The 13,658-nt window shown below is 67.1% G+C and carries 18 protein-coding genes and 1 riboswitch; of the genes, 9 read left to right on the forward strand and 9 right to left on the reverse strand.

Annotation, left to right across the window (positions count from 1 at the left end):
• Positions 1–56: 56 nt before the first annotated feature.
• From ACZY1F_RS03305 to ACZY1F_RS03330, 6 genes are all read right to left on the reverse strand, one after another.
• Positions 57–809, reverse strand: coding sequence for a S1 family peptidase (locus ACZY1F_RS03305; protein ID WP_463940226.1), 753 nt, complete (start codon positions 807–809; stop codon positions 57–59).
• Positions 810–995: 186 nt separating this feature from the next.
• The gene (locus ACZY1F_RS03310; protein WP_463940227.1) at positions 996–1,673 is read right to left on the reverse strand and encodes a hypothetical protein; all 678 of its coding nucleotides are present in this window, start codon (positions 1,671–1,673) and stop codon (positions 996–998) included.
• 71 nt (positions 1,674–1,744) lie between these two features.
• Positions 1,745–2,806: a sulfate/molybdate ABC transporter ATP-binding protein gene (locus ACZY1F_RS03315; protein WP_463940228.1), complete on the reverse strand. Its 1,062-nt coding sequence runs from the start codon at positions 2,804–2,806 to the stop codon at positions 1,745–1,747.
• Complete coding sequence (locus ACZY1F_RS03320) at positions 2,803–3,666, reverse strand: ABC transporter permease (RefSeq protein ID WP_463940229.1); 864 nt, start codon at positions 3,664–3,666, stop codon at positions 2,803–2,805. The genes ACZY1F_RS03315 and ACZY1F_RS03320 overlap by 4 nt, the downstream gene beginning before the upstream one ends.
• A gap of 69 nt (positions 3,667–3,735) precedes the next feature.
• A complete protein-coding gene (gene modA, locus ACZY1F_RS03325; RefSeq protein ID WP_463940393.1) occupies positions 3,736–4,503 on the reverse strand; it encodes a molybdate ABC transporter substrate-binding protein in 768 nt (255 codons plus the stop codon).
• Between the two features lie 44 nt (positions 4,504–4,547).
• Positions 4,548–4,958 (reverse strand): TOBE domain-containing protein, encoded by a 411-nt coding sequence (locus ACZY1F_RS03330; protein ID WP_463940230.1) that lies wholly within the window; start codon positions 4,956–4,958, stop codon positions 4,548–4,550.
• Positions 4,959–5,138: 180 nt separating this feature from the next.
• Between ACZY1F_RS03330 and ACZY1F_RS03335 the strand changes: the two genes are divergently transcribed.
• The 3 genes from ACZY1F_RS03335 to ACZY1F_RS03345 are packed head-to-tail and all read left to right on the forward strand — an operon-like array spanning position 5,139 to position 7,871.
• Entirely contained in the window at positions 5,139–6,473 is a 1,335-nt protein-coding gene (locus ACZY1F_RS03335; protein WP_463940231.1) for an FAD-binding oxidoreductase, read from the forward strand.
• 34 nt (positions 6,474–6,507) lie between these two features.
• Positions 6,508–7,377, forward strand: coding sequence for a DUF4031 domain-containing protein (locus ACZY1F_RS03340; RefSeq protein WP_463940232.1), 870 nt, complete (start codon positions 6,508–6,510; stop codon positions 7,375–7,377).
• A 59-nt stretch (positions 7,378–7,436) separates the two neighbouring features.
• A complete protein-coding gene (locus ACZY1F_RS03345; RefSeq protein ID WP_463940233.1) occupies positions 7,437–7,871 on the forward strand; it encodes a VOC family protein in 435 nt (144 codons plus the stop codon).
• Here ACZY1F_RS03345 and ACZY1F_RS03350 read toward each other — a convergent pair.
• The 3 genes from ACZY1F_RS03350 to ACZY1F_RS03360 all read right to left on the reverse strand — a co-directional run bounded on the left by ACZY1F_RS03350 (position 7,868) and on the right by ACZY1F_RS03360 (position 9,710).
• Complete coding sequence (locus tag ACZY1F_RS03350; protein ID WP_463940234.1) at positions 7,868–8,269, reverse strand: YccF domain-containing protein; 402 nt, start codon at positions 8,267–8,269, stop codon at positions 7,868–7,870. The genes ACZY1F_RS03345 and ACZY1F_RS03350 overlap by 4 nt on opposite strands.
• Before the next feature lie 77 nt (positions 8,270–8,346).
• A complete protein-coding gene (locus tag ACZY1F_RS03355) occupies positions 8,347–8,946 on the reverse strand; it encodes a phosphoribosylanthranilate isomerase (RefSeq protein ID WP_463940235.1) in 600 nt (199 codons plus the stop codon).
• An 89-nt stretch (positions 8,947–9,035) separates the two neighbouring features.
• Positions 9,036–9,710: an aminoglycoside phosphotransferase family protein gene (locus ACZY1F_RS03360; protein WP_463940236.1), complete on the reverse strand. Its 675-nt coding sequence runs from the start codon at positions 9,708–9,710 to the stop codon at positions 9,036–9,038.
• 72 nt (positions 9,711–9,782) lie between these two features.
• Between ACZY1F_RS03360 and ACZY1F_RS03365 the strand changes: the two genes are divergently transcribed.
• The 6 genes from ACZY1F_RS03365 (at position 9,783) to ACZY1F_RS03390 (ending at position 13,648) form a co-directional block, all read left to right on the forward strand.
• Entirely contained in the window at positions 9,783–10,424 is a 642-nt protein-coding gene (locus ACZY1F_RS03365; protein ID WP_463940237.1) for a HutD/Ves family protein, read from the forward strand.
• An 84-nt stretch (positions 10,425–10,508) separates the two neighbouring features.
• A complete protein-coding gene (locus ACZY1F_RS03370) occupies positions 10,509–11,039 on the forward strand; it encodes a ferritin (protein ID WP_463940238.1) in 531 nt (176 codons plus the stop codon).
• 72 nt (positions 11,040–11,111) lie between these two features.
• Positions 11,112–11,177: riboswitch (guanidine-III (ykkC-III) riboswitch) on the forward strand.
• Positions 11,178–11,186: 9 nt separating this feature from the next.
• Positions 11,187–11,510, forward strand: a complete 324-nt coding sequence (locus ACZY1F_RS03375) for a DMT family transporter (protein ID WP_248763758.1) — start codon at positions 11,187–11,189, stop codon at positions 11,508–11,510.
• Positions 11,510–11,899 carry a DMT family transporter gene (locus ACZY1F_RS03380; RefSeq protein ID WP_463940239.1) on the forward strand — a complete coding sequence of 130 codons (390 nt, stop codon included), beginning with the start codon at positions 11,510–11,512 and terminating at the stop codon, positions 11,897–11,899. Before ACZY1F_RS03375 ends, ACZY1F_RS03380 begins: the two co-directional genes overlap by 1 nt.
• Positions 11,900–11,908: 9 nt before the next feature.
• Positions 11,909–12,547 carry a nucleoside/nucleotide kinase family protein gene (locus ACZY1F_RS03385; RefSeq protein ID WP_463940240.1) on the forward strand — a complete coding sequence of 213 codons (639 nt, stop codon included), beginning with the start codon at positions 11,909–11,911 and terminating at the stop codon, positions 12,545–12,547.
• A 105-nt stretch (positions 12,548–12,652) separates the two neighbouring features.
• A complete protein-coding gene (locus ACZY1F_RS03390) occupies positions 12,653–13,648 on the forward strand; it encodes an aldo/keto reductase (RefSeq protein WP_463940241.1) in 996 nt (331 codons plus the stop codon).
• Positions 13,649–13,658 lie beyond the last annotated feature (10 nt).

The following is a 13,658-nucleotide window of genomic DNA, read 5'->3' on the forward strand; positions in this document are numbered from 1 at the left end:
CCCAAGGAGCCACCCGCCCTGTGGTCTGTTCATGCCGATCAGATATGCCGGTCAGGTCAGGAGCCCGCCACCCCTGAGACGCTGGTGATCCAGGACAGATTGCTGGCGATCGAGGCGTGGTCGTTGTAATAGCGCGTGTAGTCGGACGGGTTCTGCGGCGGCAGGATGCTGGAGGTGGAGAGCACTCCCACCAGCTTGCCGTTCACTATCAGCGGCCCGCCGGAGTCGCCGCCCAGAGTGTGCCCGGTCTGTGACTGTGTTCGGACAGAAGGCCCGCCGTAGGTGTCCGCACCCTGTCCGGCAACGGCGACGTTGGCCGTCTTGAGGTAGTAGGACATGGTGCCCGCACCTTCTGTCTGGTCACCCCAGCCGTAGACCTTGGCCGAGGCGCCCGTGGCCGGGAACGAACTGGAGAGCCCCACATACGAGCCGTAGTGCGGGGTTGAAAGCTTCAGGAGCAGGACATCGCCGGTACCGGAGGCATAACGCGCGGCCACCGTTTTCACCGTTCCGCCGGTTCCCAGGTATGTGGTGCCCAGCCGGACGGACTTCAGCGATGTTGAGTTGCAGTGCTTGGCCGTGATGACCCAGCTCGCGGAGATCTGGCTGCCGGTGCAGCCCACGTTGGTCCCGGTGGAATCGAAGGAAATCTGCGCGGCATACGGGGCCGCGGAGATCGTGGTGGTGGTGCCGCCGGCAATGTCCGGGCTGGCCGAATCACCACCGGTGGCGGGTGCGGCGTGGGCGGTCAAGGGGGTCAGCAGGGCAGCGGTTGCTGCGGCTGTGGCCAGCATTCGGGCGATCTTCAAAGCGGGTAGCTCCTTCGCAAGTGGACCCGCGGCCATCAGCGGTCAGCAGTCAGCCGGGTCAGTTCCAGTGGATGGACCGGCCATCGGTGCGGGCGATCCACAGGCGACATTACTGCCAGATGTGAAGTCTGTCACGTTAAATGACAGAAATAGTCAACTACATTTTCCGGTTCGGATAAATCGAACTCAAGGATAGCCGGCGGCCAGCTTGGTTTCGATGTAGTTGATGACCAGGAACTCCCCCGCCGGTACGAGCTCCACATACCAGCGCGTCGGCTTGTCCAGGTCCTCCCAGCTGCCCTGCCCGGCAACGGTGGGACGGTAGACGGCGTCGAACTTCAGGAACGTGCCGCTGTCCGTGGCGCTCGGATCGATCTCCTGCAGCAGCTCAAACGTGCCGCGCCCGCCTGTACCTGCCTCGACACCTGCCTCGACAGCGCGGACCGCCGCCAGGTTCTGCTGGTTCATCACTTTCACCGCCGCAAAATACTCCTGCCAGGCGACGTCGCTGTGGGTGGTGAACAAGGTGCTGGAGTAGGCCTCTGCGTTTCTGGCCGCGAGGTCGGCCACGCAGTTTGCCGGGACGGCCTTGCCCGGGCTCCATGCCGTGACCAGCTCCGAGCCGGCGTTGAGCCAGCCGCTGTAGGCGTTCAGGACGCTGCCGATGGTTTCACGCGGCGTGCCCTTGGGGATCCGGACCGGCGACACCTCATCCCGGCCCACAAAAGGGCACTCCGGCGGCAGCATGGACATGGGCGAGGCCGGGGCGATGTCCGGCGGTGGCGGAGGGGACGGAAACAGGCTGCACCCGGACAGTCCCGCCAGCAGCGCAAGTACGGCAGCCGCCGTCGTAATCTTCTTCATGGTTCTCCCCCAATACCGCCGCCGCGTCCGGACGACGCTGATCAGCCTACCCGCGTGCCTGCCCGACCCGGTCAGCCCGGGTAGATGGCCACGGCGCCGGCCTTGATCACGAAATACACCTGCATGCCCGGCGCTAACCCAAGATCAACAGAGGCCGCCGGGGTGATGTCCGCGCTCAGCTGCCCGCCCTCCCCGGCGCGGACCCGGATCCCGTCCCCGTGCGGCTCCAGGTCGGTAATGGTCACGGCGAAGGAGTTCCGCGGACTGCCATGCGCCTCGCTGGGGAAAACCGAAACGGCCGACGGCGGGAAGACAGCCACGCCCGGCTGCCCGGTGGGGAGCGGGGCGGCTGCGTCGTGGTGTCCGTAGAGGTTGAGGTCGCCAGACTGAAGACCGTGTTCGGTGATCTGGCCGGCCACAAAGTTGAGCCCGGCGAGCCCGGCCGCGAACCGGCTGCGCGGGCGTTGGAGGACTTCGCGGGTTGGGCCGTCCTCGCTGATCCGCCCGTTTTCGAGGATGACCACACGGTCGGCCAGCATCAGGGCATCCAGGACGTCGTGCGTGATGATGATGGCGCGCCGGCCGGCCAGCACGCGCTTGAGCAGGCGCCGGAGCAGCGGCGCGGCATGGATATCCAGCGCAGCCATCGGTTCGTCCAGGAGCAGCAAGCCGGGGTCCGCGGCAAGCGCCCGGGCCACCGCAACGCGCTGCGCCTGGCCCCCGGAGAGCTCGGCCGGGCGGCGGGACTGCAGCTCGGTTGCCTCGACTTCCGCGAGCCACTTCAGGGCGGACTCGCGCGCTGCCTGCTTTGACGCGCCTGCACTCCGGGGCCCGAAGGCCACGTTCTCCAGCACAGTCAGGTGCGGGAACAGCAGCGGTTCCTGGGCCAGGAGGGCCGTTCCGCGCCGGTGTGGAGCCGTCCACTGGCCGCGGTTTGCGGTGAGGTCAAACAGCGTCCTGCCGTCCAGTTCGGCCGTGCCCGAGTCCGGGTGCAGCAGGCCCGCGATGACGTTCAGCAGGGTGGATTTGCCCGCGCCATTGGCTCCCATCACGGCCACCGTTTCGGCCGGCCCCAGCGCGAGGGAGACGTCGAACCCGCGGCCAGCCAAGGCGGCCTGAACCGAGAACGTCACCTGACTTCACCGCCCGCGGCACGCGGCGTCGTCGTACGTTCGCCGCTGGGTTCGGGGGCCCGCTCAGCGGCGCGGGGACTGCGGTACGCGAGCGCCACCACAACCACTGCCACTGCCACGAGGACCAGGGATAGCGCGACGGCGGCATCCGCGTCCGTTTCCCGCTGCAGGTAGATTTCCAGCGGCAAGGTCCGGGTCACTCCCTGGAGGCTGCCGGCGAAGGTGAGGGTGGCACCGAATTCGCCCAGGCTGCGCGCGAAGGACAGCACCGCGCCGGACGCGAGCCCCGGCAGCACGAGCGGAAGGGTGACCCTGCGGAGCACCGTGGTGGGACCGGCGCCGAGCGTCGCGGCCACCGCTTCGTACCGGTTCCCGGCCGTCCGCAAGGCGCCCTCGAGGCTGACCACCAGGAACGGAAGGGCCACAAACGTCTGGGCCAGGACTACCGCCGTCGTCGAAAAAGCGATCTGCAGGCCTGCCACTTCCAGCGTCCGGCCCAGGATCCCCTGCCGCCCGAAGGTGTACAGCAGGGCGATGCCGCCCACCACCGGCGGGAGGACCAGCGGGAGCAGGACCAGGGAGCGGAGGAAGCGCTGGCCGGGGAAGCTGCCGCGGGCAAGGACCAGGGCCAGCGGCACGCCCAGGACGATGCACAGGACGGTGCTGGCCGCGGACGTGCGCAGGCTCAGCCCAAGGGCCTGCAGCGACGCTTCCGACGTGATCAGCGGGATGAACTGGGCCCAGTTGACCTTAGCCACCATGGCCGCCAGCGGCAGCACCACGAACAGGCCGCCGGCCACCGCCAGGACGTAGATCCAGCGCGGGACGCCGCCGTACCCGCCGTTCCTGGCCTGTTTCATGGTCTCCTTGTGGGCGGCTTACTTAGGCTGTGGGGTTGCCTGCGGTGCGGGGTGCTACGGGGCGGGGTGCTACGGGGCCCCGAAGCCGGCCGCGCTGAGGGTTTTCTTCCCGTCGGCTCCGGTGACGCTGGCGATGAAGGCTGCCGCCAGTTCCTTGTTCCGGCTCGAGCCTACTGTGGCGATGGGATAGGTATTGACAGCCTTGCCGGATTCGTCGAACGGGATTCCCTTGACCTTGTCACCGGCGCCTCTGACGTCGGTGACGTAGACCAGCCCGGCGTCGGCCTCGCCCGAGGTGACCTTGCCCAGGACGTCCGTCACGGATGATTCCTCGCTGACCGGCGAGAGAGTCACGCCCGCGGCCTTTTCCACGGTGTCCGCTGCGGCCCCGCACGGAACCTGGCTGGCACAGACAACCACCTTGACGCCGGGTTTGGCCAGGTCGGCGAAGGACGCGATCGACGCCGGATTGGACGGCGGGACCGCGATCTCCAGGACGTTGGTGGCGAAGTTCTTCGCGGTCCCGTCGAGGAGCTTGGCATCGGCCAGCTTGGTCATGTTTTTGGTGTCGGCGGAGGCAAAGACATCGGCCGGCGCGCCCTGGGTGATCTGGGTGACCAGGTCCGAGGACCCGGCGAAGCTCAGCACGATCTTGGTGCCCGGGTTCTTCGCCTCGAAGTCACTGGCCAGCTTGGTGAAAGTGCTTTTGAGCGACGCGGCTGCGAACACCGTGATGGTCCCGGACACCTGACCGGTGGCGCCCGAGGACTGCGAGCCGGTGGACTGCGAGGCCGTGGGCGTCGTGGAAGCCGGCGCGCACGCGGCCAGGCCCAACATGAGGCCGGCTGCGATAACAACGGCTCTGGCGTGTGTGCGGGGGCTCAAATGATGCTCTTTCCGTGCGGGGTTTCGATGATGACTGTTGTTGCTTTGACCACCGCGGTGGCCACGGAGCCTAGTTCCAGGCCCAGCTCACGCACGGCTTCACTGCTCATCAGCGACACCACCCGGAACGGCCCGCACTGGAGTTCCACCTGGGCCATGACCTTGTCCGCCGTGATCCCAGTGACCAAGCCAACGAACCTATTGCGTGCCGAACTTCCTGCACGGTGCGGGTCCTCGGGAAGCTGCGCGAGCTTCTGGGCGTGCCTTGCCAGTTCCAGGCCGTCGACGGCCAGCCGGCCGGCGTCATCCTTGACCGGGGTGAGGCTGCCGTTCTCTGTCCAGCGCCGGACGGTGTCGTCACTGACGCCGAGGAACCGGGCGGCTTCGGATACGCGAATAGTTGGCATTCCATGATCTTAGTCCGCATCTGCGGGCTTTTTTAATAGTTTTCACCGCGTATCCGAAAATGAAGCCACAGCTGGTTTAGCTCCCGCTCGAGGTTCGCTTGGGTTGCCTATGGAACGTCGCGGACCGAAGTCCTACGCTATGGGGAGGGGAGGGGCCGCAGTCGCTGAGGAGCGTTTGTGATGAAGTGGATCTGGCCTGACACCCCCGACTATGACCCGGCCCGGAAGGTCTTCAACGCCATGATTGACCGGCGTCCGGCGGTGATTGCCCAGTGTTCAAATGATGCGGACGTGGCCGAAGCCCTGCGCTATGGGCGGGAGCATTCCCTCGCCATTGCTGTCCGCGCCGGAGGCCACTCAGTGGCCGGAATGTCCATGAACAACGACGGCCTGGTGATCGATGTCCGGCCCATGAAGTCGATCGATGTGGACCCCGAATCCGGCATCGTCACCGCCGGGGCGGGCGTCACCTGGTGCGAGTTCGACCGCGCCACCCAGGAGCACGCCCTAGCCGTCACCGGCGGGCGGGCCTCCACCACCGGCGTCGCCGGCTTCACCCTGGGCGGCGGGTCAGGGTGGCTGGAGCGCTCCTTCGGATTCGCGTGCGACAGTCTCGTCTCGGTGAACCTGGTGACGGCTGACGGCGAGCGCGTCACCGCGAGCGCCCGGGAAAACCCGGAACTTTTCTGGGCACTCCACGGCGGCGGCGGCAATTTCGGCGTGGCCACGTCCTTCACGTTCCAGGCGCACCGGCTCGGCCCGGTGGTCCATGCCGGGATGTGGCTCTGGCCCGGGGAGGCCGCCTTGGATGTTTCCCGGGCGTTCCGGGACCTGGCCCTGGCAGCCCCCGACGGGGTTGGCCTTGCGATGCTGTACCTGACGGCGCCGCCGGAGCCTTTTGTGCCTGAGCATCTGGTGGGAAAAATGGCGACCATCATCGCCTACCTCTACGCGGGGGAGCCCGAGGAGGGCTCCGAACACGCCAGGCCGTTTCGCGAGCTCGGTCCGGCAGTGGACCTGGTAGGAGACACTCCGTACGCCGATTTCCAGTCCTCCCTGGATGATCCGCCGGACCACTACAACTACTGGAGCGCGGATTACCACAACGAACTGCCCGACGAAGCCCTGGACGTGTTGTTGGAATCGGCCCGGAACCTCCCCGATGCCACATCCATGCAGCTCATCGCCCGCTGGGGCGGCGCCGTGGGCGGGAACGCTGCCGCGGCCACGCCCCTGATCAACCGGAACGCGGCCTGGGTCAGCCACCCGTACGGCATCTCGCCAACACCCGAGGAAGGCCAGCTGGCCAAGGCCTGGGTGAAGGACTTCCGCGGCAAGATTTCGCCCTATGCCACTGGCGGGGTGTGGCTCAATTTCATCGGCAACGAAGGCCAGGAGCGCATCCGTGCCGCGTTCGGCAACGGGAACTACGCCAGGCTGGCCAGGGTCAAACGGGACTTCGATCCGCGGAACGTCTTCCAGGGAAACCAGAACATCCTGCCGGCCGGCTCCTGAACGGCCCTGCGGAGAGCCGCACTAGACTTCCCCCATGGCGATTTACCTGGATCCGCCGCTGTGGCCAGCCCACGGCACGCATTTTTCGCACCTCATCTCGGACACGTCGCTGGCGGAGCTGCACGCCTTCCCCGCCGCGGCCGGCATCCCGGATCGGGCTTTTGACGGTGACCACTACGACGTCGCCGAGCGCCGGTTCGATGACCTCGTAGCCGCGGGCGCCATCCCGGTGGAAGCCCGGATCCTGGTCCGAAAGCTCATCGCCAGCGGGCTGCGCATCCCGGCACGGCAGCGCAACAAGTCCCTCAAGGTGCCGCTGCTGAGCCGCTGGGAAGCCCTCATGCCCGGCCATGACGCCCTCTTCCTGGACCTGCTGGACCGCTGGAGCGAGGACCACCGCCGGTATCACGGCCGCACGCACCTGCTGGCAGTTTTGGAGGCCTTGGACCTGCTCGCGAACCCCTCCGATCCGCCGCGGACCGTGCTGCTCGCAGCCTGGTTCCACGATGCCGTCTACCGCGGGATCGCCGGCCAGGACGAGGAGGAATCGGCCCGTCTCGCCGAGGAGCGCCTGGCGGACGCGGGGCTCCCTGCTTCGGATGTCGAGGAGGTGGCGCGGCTGGTCAGGCTGACGTCGGACCACCGCCCGGAACCAGGGGACGACGACGGCGCCCTCCTCTGCGACGCGGACCTGTCAGTTCTCGGCGGCGAACCTGAGCCGTACGCCCGGTATGTGGCGGCCGTCCGGGAAGACTACGCGCACATCGGTGACGCGGACTTCGCCGCCGGCCGCGCCGCCGTCGTCCGTCATCTGCTGGAACTGGACCCCTTGTTCCACAGCGACCGCGCACGGGAACTATGGCTCGACGCCGCCCGCCGGAACCTGCAAGGCGAGCTGGCCTGAGCCCTCGCGCAACGGCCAGAAGCCTTTACGGTCGACCCGCCCGGTGCAAGACTGCTCGGATGAACCTACGCATCCAGGCCGTCAGCATCGATTCCACCGACCCCAAAGTGCCAGCCGATTTCTGGGAGAAGGCACTCGGGTGGCGCCGCACGTACGAGGTGGACGACGAAATCGTGCTGGAGCCGCCCGCAGGCAGCCCGGCCGACGGTGTCAGCCCGGACCTGCTGTTCCTGAAGGTGCCCGAGCGCAAGGAGCTCAAGAACAGGCTTCACCTGGACCTACGCCCGGACGACCAGGCCGCGGAAGTGCAGCGGCTGGAAGCCCTCGGCGCGTCGCGCATTTCCGTCGGGCAGGGACCTGACGTCACCTGGGTGGTCATGGCTGACCCGGACGGCAACGAGTTCTGTGTGCTGCGTGCGCTGCGTTCAGAGGAGCTCGAAGCCCAAGGACTGGTCGCTGGGTTCAGCGAAACCCCTGGGAACGCCGCCGGCTAACGGTAAGCGGTAACGAACGGGCTGTTGGTGGGCACAATCTGCTTGCCCAGCGGCATCAGGCTGACCGGGATGAGCTTGAGGTTGGCGATGGCCAGCGGGATGCCGACGATGGTGACCGCCATGGCAATGGCCGTGACCACGTGGCCAATCGCGATCCAGATGCCGGCCACGACCAACCAGATGACATTCCCCAGGAGCGAGAACACGCCCGTTCCGCCCGGCTTGTCCACCACCATGCGCCCGAACGGCCAGAGCGTGTACGCCGCAATGCGGAACGACGCGATGCCCCATGGGATGGTGACGATCAGCAGGCAGCAGATGATGCCCGCCAGGAAATAGCCCAGGGCAAGCCAGAGTCCGCCGAATACCAGCCAGATGATGTTGAGCAGAGTCTTCATCTGTCCATTGTGCCCCGCGGGGTCTGACAAAGACGTAGGGGTATGCCCTGATTGGACCCTGAAACCTGGACCGGGACTTAGCCCTTGGCCTCTTTCACGAAGGCCCGGATCTTCGCCAGGTCCTTCACGCCACGGGAAACCTCGACGCCGGAGCTGACATCCACGCCCCAGGCGCCGGAGGCTGCGGCGGCGTGCGCCACGGTGTCCGGGTCCAGTCCGCCGGCCAGCAGCCACTTGCGGTCCTGGAGCGCCGTCACATCCACCATGGAAGCGTAGTCCCAGGACTCTCCGGAGCCGGGCACGGCGGCGTCAATCAGGAGGAGTTCCTCGCCCCAGTTGGCGAACGCGTCCGCACTGGCTGCCATGGTGACCGCCCTGATCAGTTTCATGCCGGCGTCGTGCACTGTTGTGACGTCTTCCGGGGTGAGGTCCGCGTGGAGTTGGACCCACTCGAGTCCGGCGGCACGGGCGATGGCAATGGCATCGGCGACAGGTTCATGCCGGAAAACGCCGATGGCAAGTACCCCGTCCGGCACATCGGCCAGAAGAGTGGAAACCTGCGACGGCGACACCACCCGCGGGCTCGCGGTGAGGACAAAGCCGACCGCGTCCGCCCCGGCGCCTACTGCTTCACGGACGGATTCGGGCGTACTGAGTCCACACACTTTGACGAACATTCCGGGCTCCTTCAGGCTGTCTTCGCGTTGTCCCCCCGGAGGAGAGTAACAGGCAAGTGCCCCCTGCGCCGACGTTCGCCGGTTCTATTTCAAGCGCCGGACAGCACACGTTCCACCATGAACCGCTGATGGCAGAGCCGCACCAGATCGTGCACCCACGGACGCAGTTCGGCTCGGCCAAAGTCGATGACCTTGATCTGCCCGTTGTCCCGCAGCCAGTTCCTCGGCTGGTAATCGCCGTGCGTTGCCACGAGCTGCACCACGCCCGGCCGCAGTGCATCCAGCGCCTGTTCAAACCTGTCGGGCTGGGATTCCGGCAGCAGCCCGTGGGCGCGCTCCATCCACGCCCGGGTCTTGGCCGTGAGGGCCTTTGCGTAGGTGGACGATTCCCCAGCGGGCCGGTGGATCCTCGCCAGCAGCTCCCCCGCCTGGCGGTAGGTTTCAGGTTCATCCTCGGCTGGTGTCCCCTCAACCAGGATCCCAGGCAGGAATTCCGTCATCAGGATCCCTGCCTTCGCCGAAGCGTGCCGCAACGCCGGCACGCGGCCGTGGAGCCCTTCGAAACCGCCGGCATGGGCTGCGATCTCGCGGTGGATATGGTGGCTGGTGGTGCTCGCCTTGACGATGAATTCTTGGCCCTGCGGCGTGGCAACGTGGAGGACGTTGGTGTCCTGCAGCGGCCAGGAGTAGTCCTGCACCACGCTGAAGTCCCCAAGCCAGTCAGTCAGCAGCCGGCTCTGTTCCTCGGTGATCCCCTGGCGCATTCGCCCAGCATGCCACGCGTGGCGAGGACGCCCAAACATAGGCGGGACGCCCAAACAAACTAGGCTGGTCCGATGGAGATCATCCGCTTCGCAGAACTCAGGTCCGAACCGTGGCGCAATGGCGGCGGGGTGACCAGGGAGCTTGCCAGCCACCCGAAGGCCGCCTCGGCGCAGGACGGCGCGTGGGACTGGCGGGTCAGCATCGCCGACGTCAGCAAAGCCGGGGATTTCTCCGCATTCCCGGGCATGGATCGTGTGCTGACCGTGATCGACGGCGAACTCTTTGTTCTCACCGTGGACGGCGCCGAGCACCCCCTGGAAAAGTACCGGCCCTTCAGGTTCTCCGGCGAAGCTGCCGCGCACGGAGCCCTGCCCACCGGGGAAATCCGCGACCTGAATGTCATCACCCGGACGGGTTCGTTCAAGGGCTTCACGTCCATCATCGAGCTCTCCAAGAAGCGCGCGCACCCGGTATTCGAGGGCCAGCTCGCTGTGCTGTTGCAGGGCCAGGCCACCGTCAGCGCCGGCAACCTCAGCGTCAGCCCGGAAGCCGCCGAAGCCGCGGAAACCGACGGCGACGAAGCTGCCCCGGCACCCACCGAGCCCGAGGCACTCAACCGCTATGACGCCGTCGTCGGTTCCGATAACGGGACCCCCGAGATCCTGGGCCGGGGCTTCCTGGCCGTGGTTTCGATCGACCGAGTGAGTGCCTGATCCAGCCCTGCAGGCTAGCCTCGCCTTCATTATCTGAGCCTTTCCACACTGGTCAGCGGCGCGGGGCGCTCCTAGACTCTGGCTATGACCTCCACACCCTTTAACTCACTCCTGTCCACCCAGATCGGCAACGAGTTCGCGGCCTCGCAGCAGTACATTGCCGTGGCCACCTGGTTCGCCAACCAGGACCTCCCGCAGCTGGCCCGCTACTTCTACCGGCAGTCGGTGGAAGAGCGGAACCACGCCATGATGATGGTGCAGTACATGCTGGACCGCGACATTGAGTTCACCATCCCGGGCGTCCCCACCGTGCGCAACGACTTCTCCTCCGTGACCGAGCCGCTGGCCCTGGCGCTGGAGCAGGAGAGGGAAGTGACGGCCGCGATCGAGGCACTGTTCCGTGCGGCCCGCACCGAGGACGACGCCCTGGGCGAGCAGTTCATGCTCTGGTTCCTCAAGGAGCAGGTGGAGGAGGTCGCCTCCATGACCACCCTCCTGAACATCGCCGAGCGCGCGGACAACTTCTTTGACATCGAGAACTTCATCGCCCGCGAAACCGTGGGCAACGGCGGCCGCGACTCCTCCGCGCCGGAGGCTGCCGGCGGCGCTCTCTAAGGTCCTGCCCCGCCCGGCGGTGAGGTTGGCCACCAACCCGGCCACCTGCCGTCGGGCGTTGCTATGCTGGGTTCAAGGCTCCGCTCAGGACCCTCCGGACGACGGTTCAGTACCCGGCACGCGACAAGACTGGCCAAAGGATCTGTTATGTCGTGGTTAATTCTCATTCTTTCCGGAGCGTTGGAAGCCGTCTGGGCCGCAGCCCTGCACCGGACCTTCCAGGCTTCCGGCCGGCGCCGGCTCGCCCCCGCCCTCCTCTTCCTGGTCTCCGTCCTCGCCAGCATGGCTGGCCTCGCCATCGCCATGCAGTCCATCCCCACCGGCACCGCGTACGCCGTGTGGGTGGGCGTGGGCGTGGTGCTGACCTCCGCCTACGCGATCATCACCAAGGCGGAACGTCCGACGACGGCGCGCCTGCTGCTGCTGACCGGCATCGCCGCGTGCGTGGTTGGCCTAAAGGTGGTGGCGTAATGAACAAGCGTTCCGCCGCCTGGCTGATGCTGCTGGCCTCGGCCGTACTGGAAGCCGTCTGGGCCACCGCCCTGGGCCAGTCCGACGGCTTCACCCGGCCCCTGCCCACCCTTATTTTCGCCGTCACAGCCACCCTGAGCATGCTCGGTCTGGGCCTGGCCATCCGCAGCATTCCACTCGGCACCGCCTACGCCGTCTGGGTGGGGATCGGCGCTGCACTGACGGTCGGCTGGGCGATGGCCACCGGCGTCGAACCTTTCAGCGTCCTGAAGGTGCTCTTCATCGCCGGGATTGTGGGCTGCGCGGCGGGGTTGAAGTCCCTGCCGGCCTCACGTGCCGGCGTCCCGTCAGTGCGCGCGAAAACCGGGCAGGACCAGCGGCCGGTTTAGGCTTTTGCCATGGACTCCCCCGCGATAGCACAGGCACTCGCCGCCCTGCGGCACAGACTCGACGGAGGCCGGCGGACTGTTTTGGGCATCACCGGCGCGCCCGGCTCCGGCAAGTCCACGTTCGCGGCCCGGCTGCAGCGGGAGTTCGGCGCCGGCCTCGCCGTCGTGGTGCCGATGGATGGCTTCCACTTGGGCAACGCGATCATCGGCGGCACACCGCTGCGGCAGCGCAAGGGGGCCATCGACACGTTCGACGTCGGCGGCTACCTCTCGCTGTTGCAGCGGCTGGTGCGCCGGGATGAGGCAGTGGTGTACGCCCCGGAGTTCCGGCGGACGTTGGACGAGCCGGTGGCCGCGTCGATCGCGGTCCCCTCCTTCGTGCCGCTGGTGATCACCGAAGGAAACTACCTGCTGGCCGAGACGCCTGAGTGGAAGGAGGTCCGGGCGCAGCTGGATGAGGTCTGGTTTATGGACACCCCTCCCGCCCTGCGGCTGGCACGGCTGGTGGACCGGCATGTGGAATTCGGCATGGAGCGGACCACGGCGGAGGAGTGGGCGGCGGGACCCGATGAGGCGAACGCTGTGATGATCGCGGCCACGCGCCAGGGCGCCGACCGGATCATCCCGTGGGGCCGGGACGCCGGCTAGGAGTACTGGGCACTGTCCAGGAATACTGGGCACTGTCTAGGAATACTGGGGCAGGGGCCGGGGTTCTTGGCTGGGACGAGAGTCCACAACGAACGGAGCGCCCCCATGACGGCACCATCGGTACACCTCGGCGACGGCCTCAACGTCAGCCCCCTCGGGTTCGGCGGGATGGCCCTCACCCCGGTCTACGGCGAGGTTGACCCACACGATGCCCTCAAAACCCTGCATCATGCAGTGGACGCCGGCGTCAGCTTTATTGACACCGCGGACATCTACGGCGGAGGCAGCAACGAGGAACTCATCGCGCAGCTACTGAAAGAGCGCCGGGGCGAAGTGCAGCTCGCCACCAAGTTTTCCCTGGTGGGCTCGCCGGCTGACGGTTATACGGACGTCCGGGGAGATGCCGCCTACGTCCGGCAGGCCGTCGACGCCAGCCTGAAACGGCTTGGCACGGACGTGATCGACCTCTACTACATGCACCGCCGTGACCTCCGCGTTCCGATTGTGGAAACCGTGGAGGCCATGGCGGGGCTGGTGCAGCAGGGCAAGGTCAAACACCTTGGCCTGTCCGAGGTGACCGCGCAGGAGCTGGCCGAAGCCCACTCCGTGCACCCCATCGCCGCGGTCCAAAGCGAATGGTCCATCTGGAGCCGCGACGTGGAACGCAACGTTGTTCCGGCCGCGGCCAGCCTGGGCGTGGGCTTTGTGCCGTATTCGCCACTAGGCCGGGGATTCCTCACCGGCACGGTGGACGCTTCGAGTTTGGGAGCCAACGACTTCCGACGCCGGATCCCGAGGTTCGCCGCGGACGCCGCCGATGCCAACCAGGGAGTGGTGGCCACCGTGCGGTCGGTCGCCGCCCAGCTGTCCGCAACGCCCGCCCAGGTGGCACTCGCGTGGCTTCTGGAGCAGGGCAAACGGCGGGGACTGACCGTGGTCCCCATCCCCGGCACGCGCAAGACGCACCGGATCGACGAAAACCTGGGCGCACTCACCCTGGACCTGACCCCGGCGCAACTCGAGGCGCTGGACCAGGCCGCGGACGCCGTCGTCGGCTCCCGCTCGGCGGACCCCAACTGGGTGTCCCAGGGCCGTGAATAGACTGAAGCCC

This window comes from Pseudarthrobacter xylosi, assembly GCF_055412765.1.

Excerpts from the sequence above, each read along its gene's own strand:
- ACZY1F_RS03310 (WP_463940227.1), bottom strand. The coding sequence starts at position 1,673 with ATGAAGAAGATTACGACGGCGGCTGCCGTACTTGCGCTGCTGGCGGGA.
- ACZY1F_RS03320 (WP_463940229.1), bottom strand. The coding sequence starts at position 3,666 with ATGAAACAGGCCAGGAACGGCGGGTACGGCGGCGTCCCGCGCTGGATC.
- modA (WP_463940393.1), bottom strand. The coding sequence starts at position 4,503 with ATGTTGGGCCTGGCCGCGTGCGCGCCGGCTTCCACGACGCCCACGGCC.
- ACZY1F_RS03330 (WP_463940230.1), bottom strand. The coding sequence starts at position 4,958 with ATGCCAACTATTCGCGTATCCGAAGCCGCCCGGTTCCTCGGCGTCAGT.
- ACZY1F_RS03335 (WP_463940231.1), top strand. The coding sequence starts at position 5,139 with ATGAAGTGGATCTGGCCTGACACCCCCGACTATGACCCGGCCCGGAAG.
- ACZY1F_RS03340 (WP_463940232.1), top strand. The coding sequence starts at position 6,508 with ATGGCGATTTACCTGGATCCGCCGCTGTGGCCAGCCCACGGCACGCAT.
- ACZY1F_RS03345 (WP_463940233.1), top strand. The coding sequence starts at position 7,437 with ATGAACCTACGCATCCAGGCCGTCAGCATCGATTCCACCGACCCCAAA.
- ACZY1F_RS03350 (WP_463940234.1), bottom strand. The coding sequence starts at position 8,269 with ATGAAGACTCTGCTCAACATCATCTGGCTGGTATTCGGCGGACTCTGG.
- ACZY1F_RS03355 (WP_463940235.1), bottom strand. The coding sequence starts at position 8,946 with ATGTTCGTCAAAGTGTGTGGACTCAGTACGCCCGAATCCGTCCGTGAA.
- ACZY1F_RS03360 (WP_463940236.1), bottom strand. The coding sequence starts at position 9,710 with ATGCGCCAGGGGATCACCGAGGAACAGAGCCGGCTGCTGACTGACTGG.
- ACZY1F_RS03365 (WP_463940237.1), top strand. The coding sequence starts at position 9,783 with ATGGAGATCATCCGCTTCGCAGAACTCAGGTCCGAACCGTGGCGCAAT.
- ACZY1F_RS03370 (WP_463940238.1), top strand. The coding sequence starts at position 10,509 with ATGACCTCCACACCCTTTAACTCACTCCTGTCCACCCAGATCGGCAAC.
- ACZY1F_RS03375 (WP_248763758.1), top strand. The coding sequence starts at position 11,187 with ATGTCGTGGTTAATTCTCATTCTTTCCGGAGCGTTGGAAGCCGTCTGG.
- ACZY1F_RS03380 (WP_463940239.1), top strand. The coding sequence starts at position 11,510 with ATGAACAAGCGTTCCGCCGCCTGGCTGATGCTGCTGGCCTCGGCCGTA.
- ACZY1F_RS03385 (WP_463940240.1), top strand. The coding sequence starts at position 11,909 with ATGGACTCCCCCGCGATAGCACAGGCACTCGCCGCCCTGCGGCACAGA.
- ACZY1F_RS03390 (WP_463940241.1), top strand. The coding sequence starts at position 12,653 with ATGACGGCACCATCGGTACACCTCGGCGACGGCCTCAACGTCAGCCCC.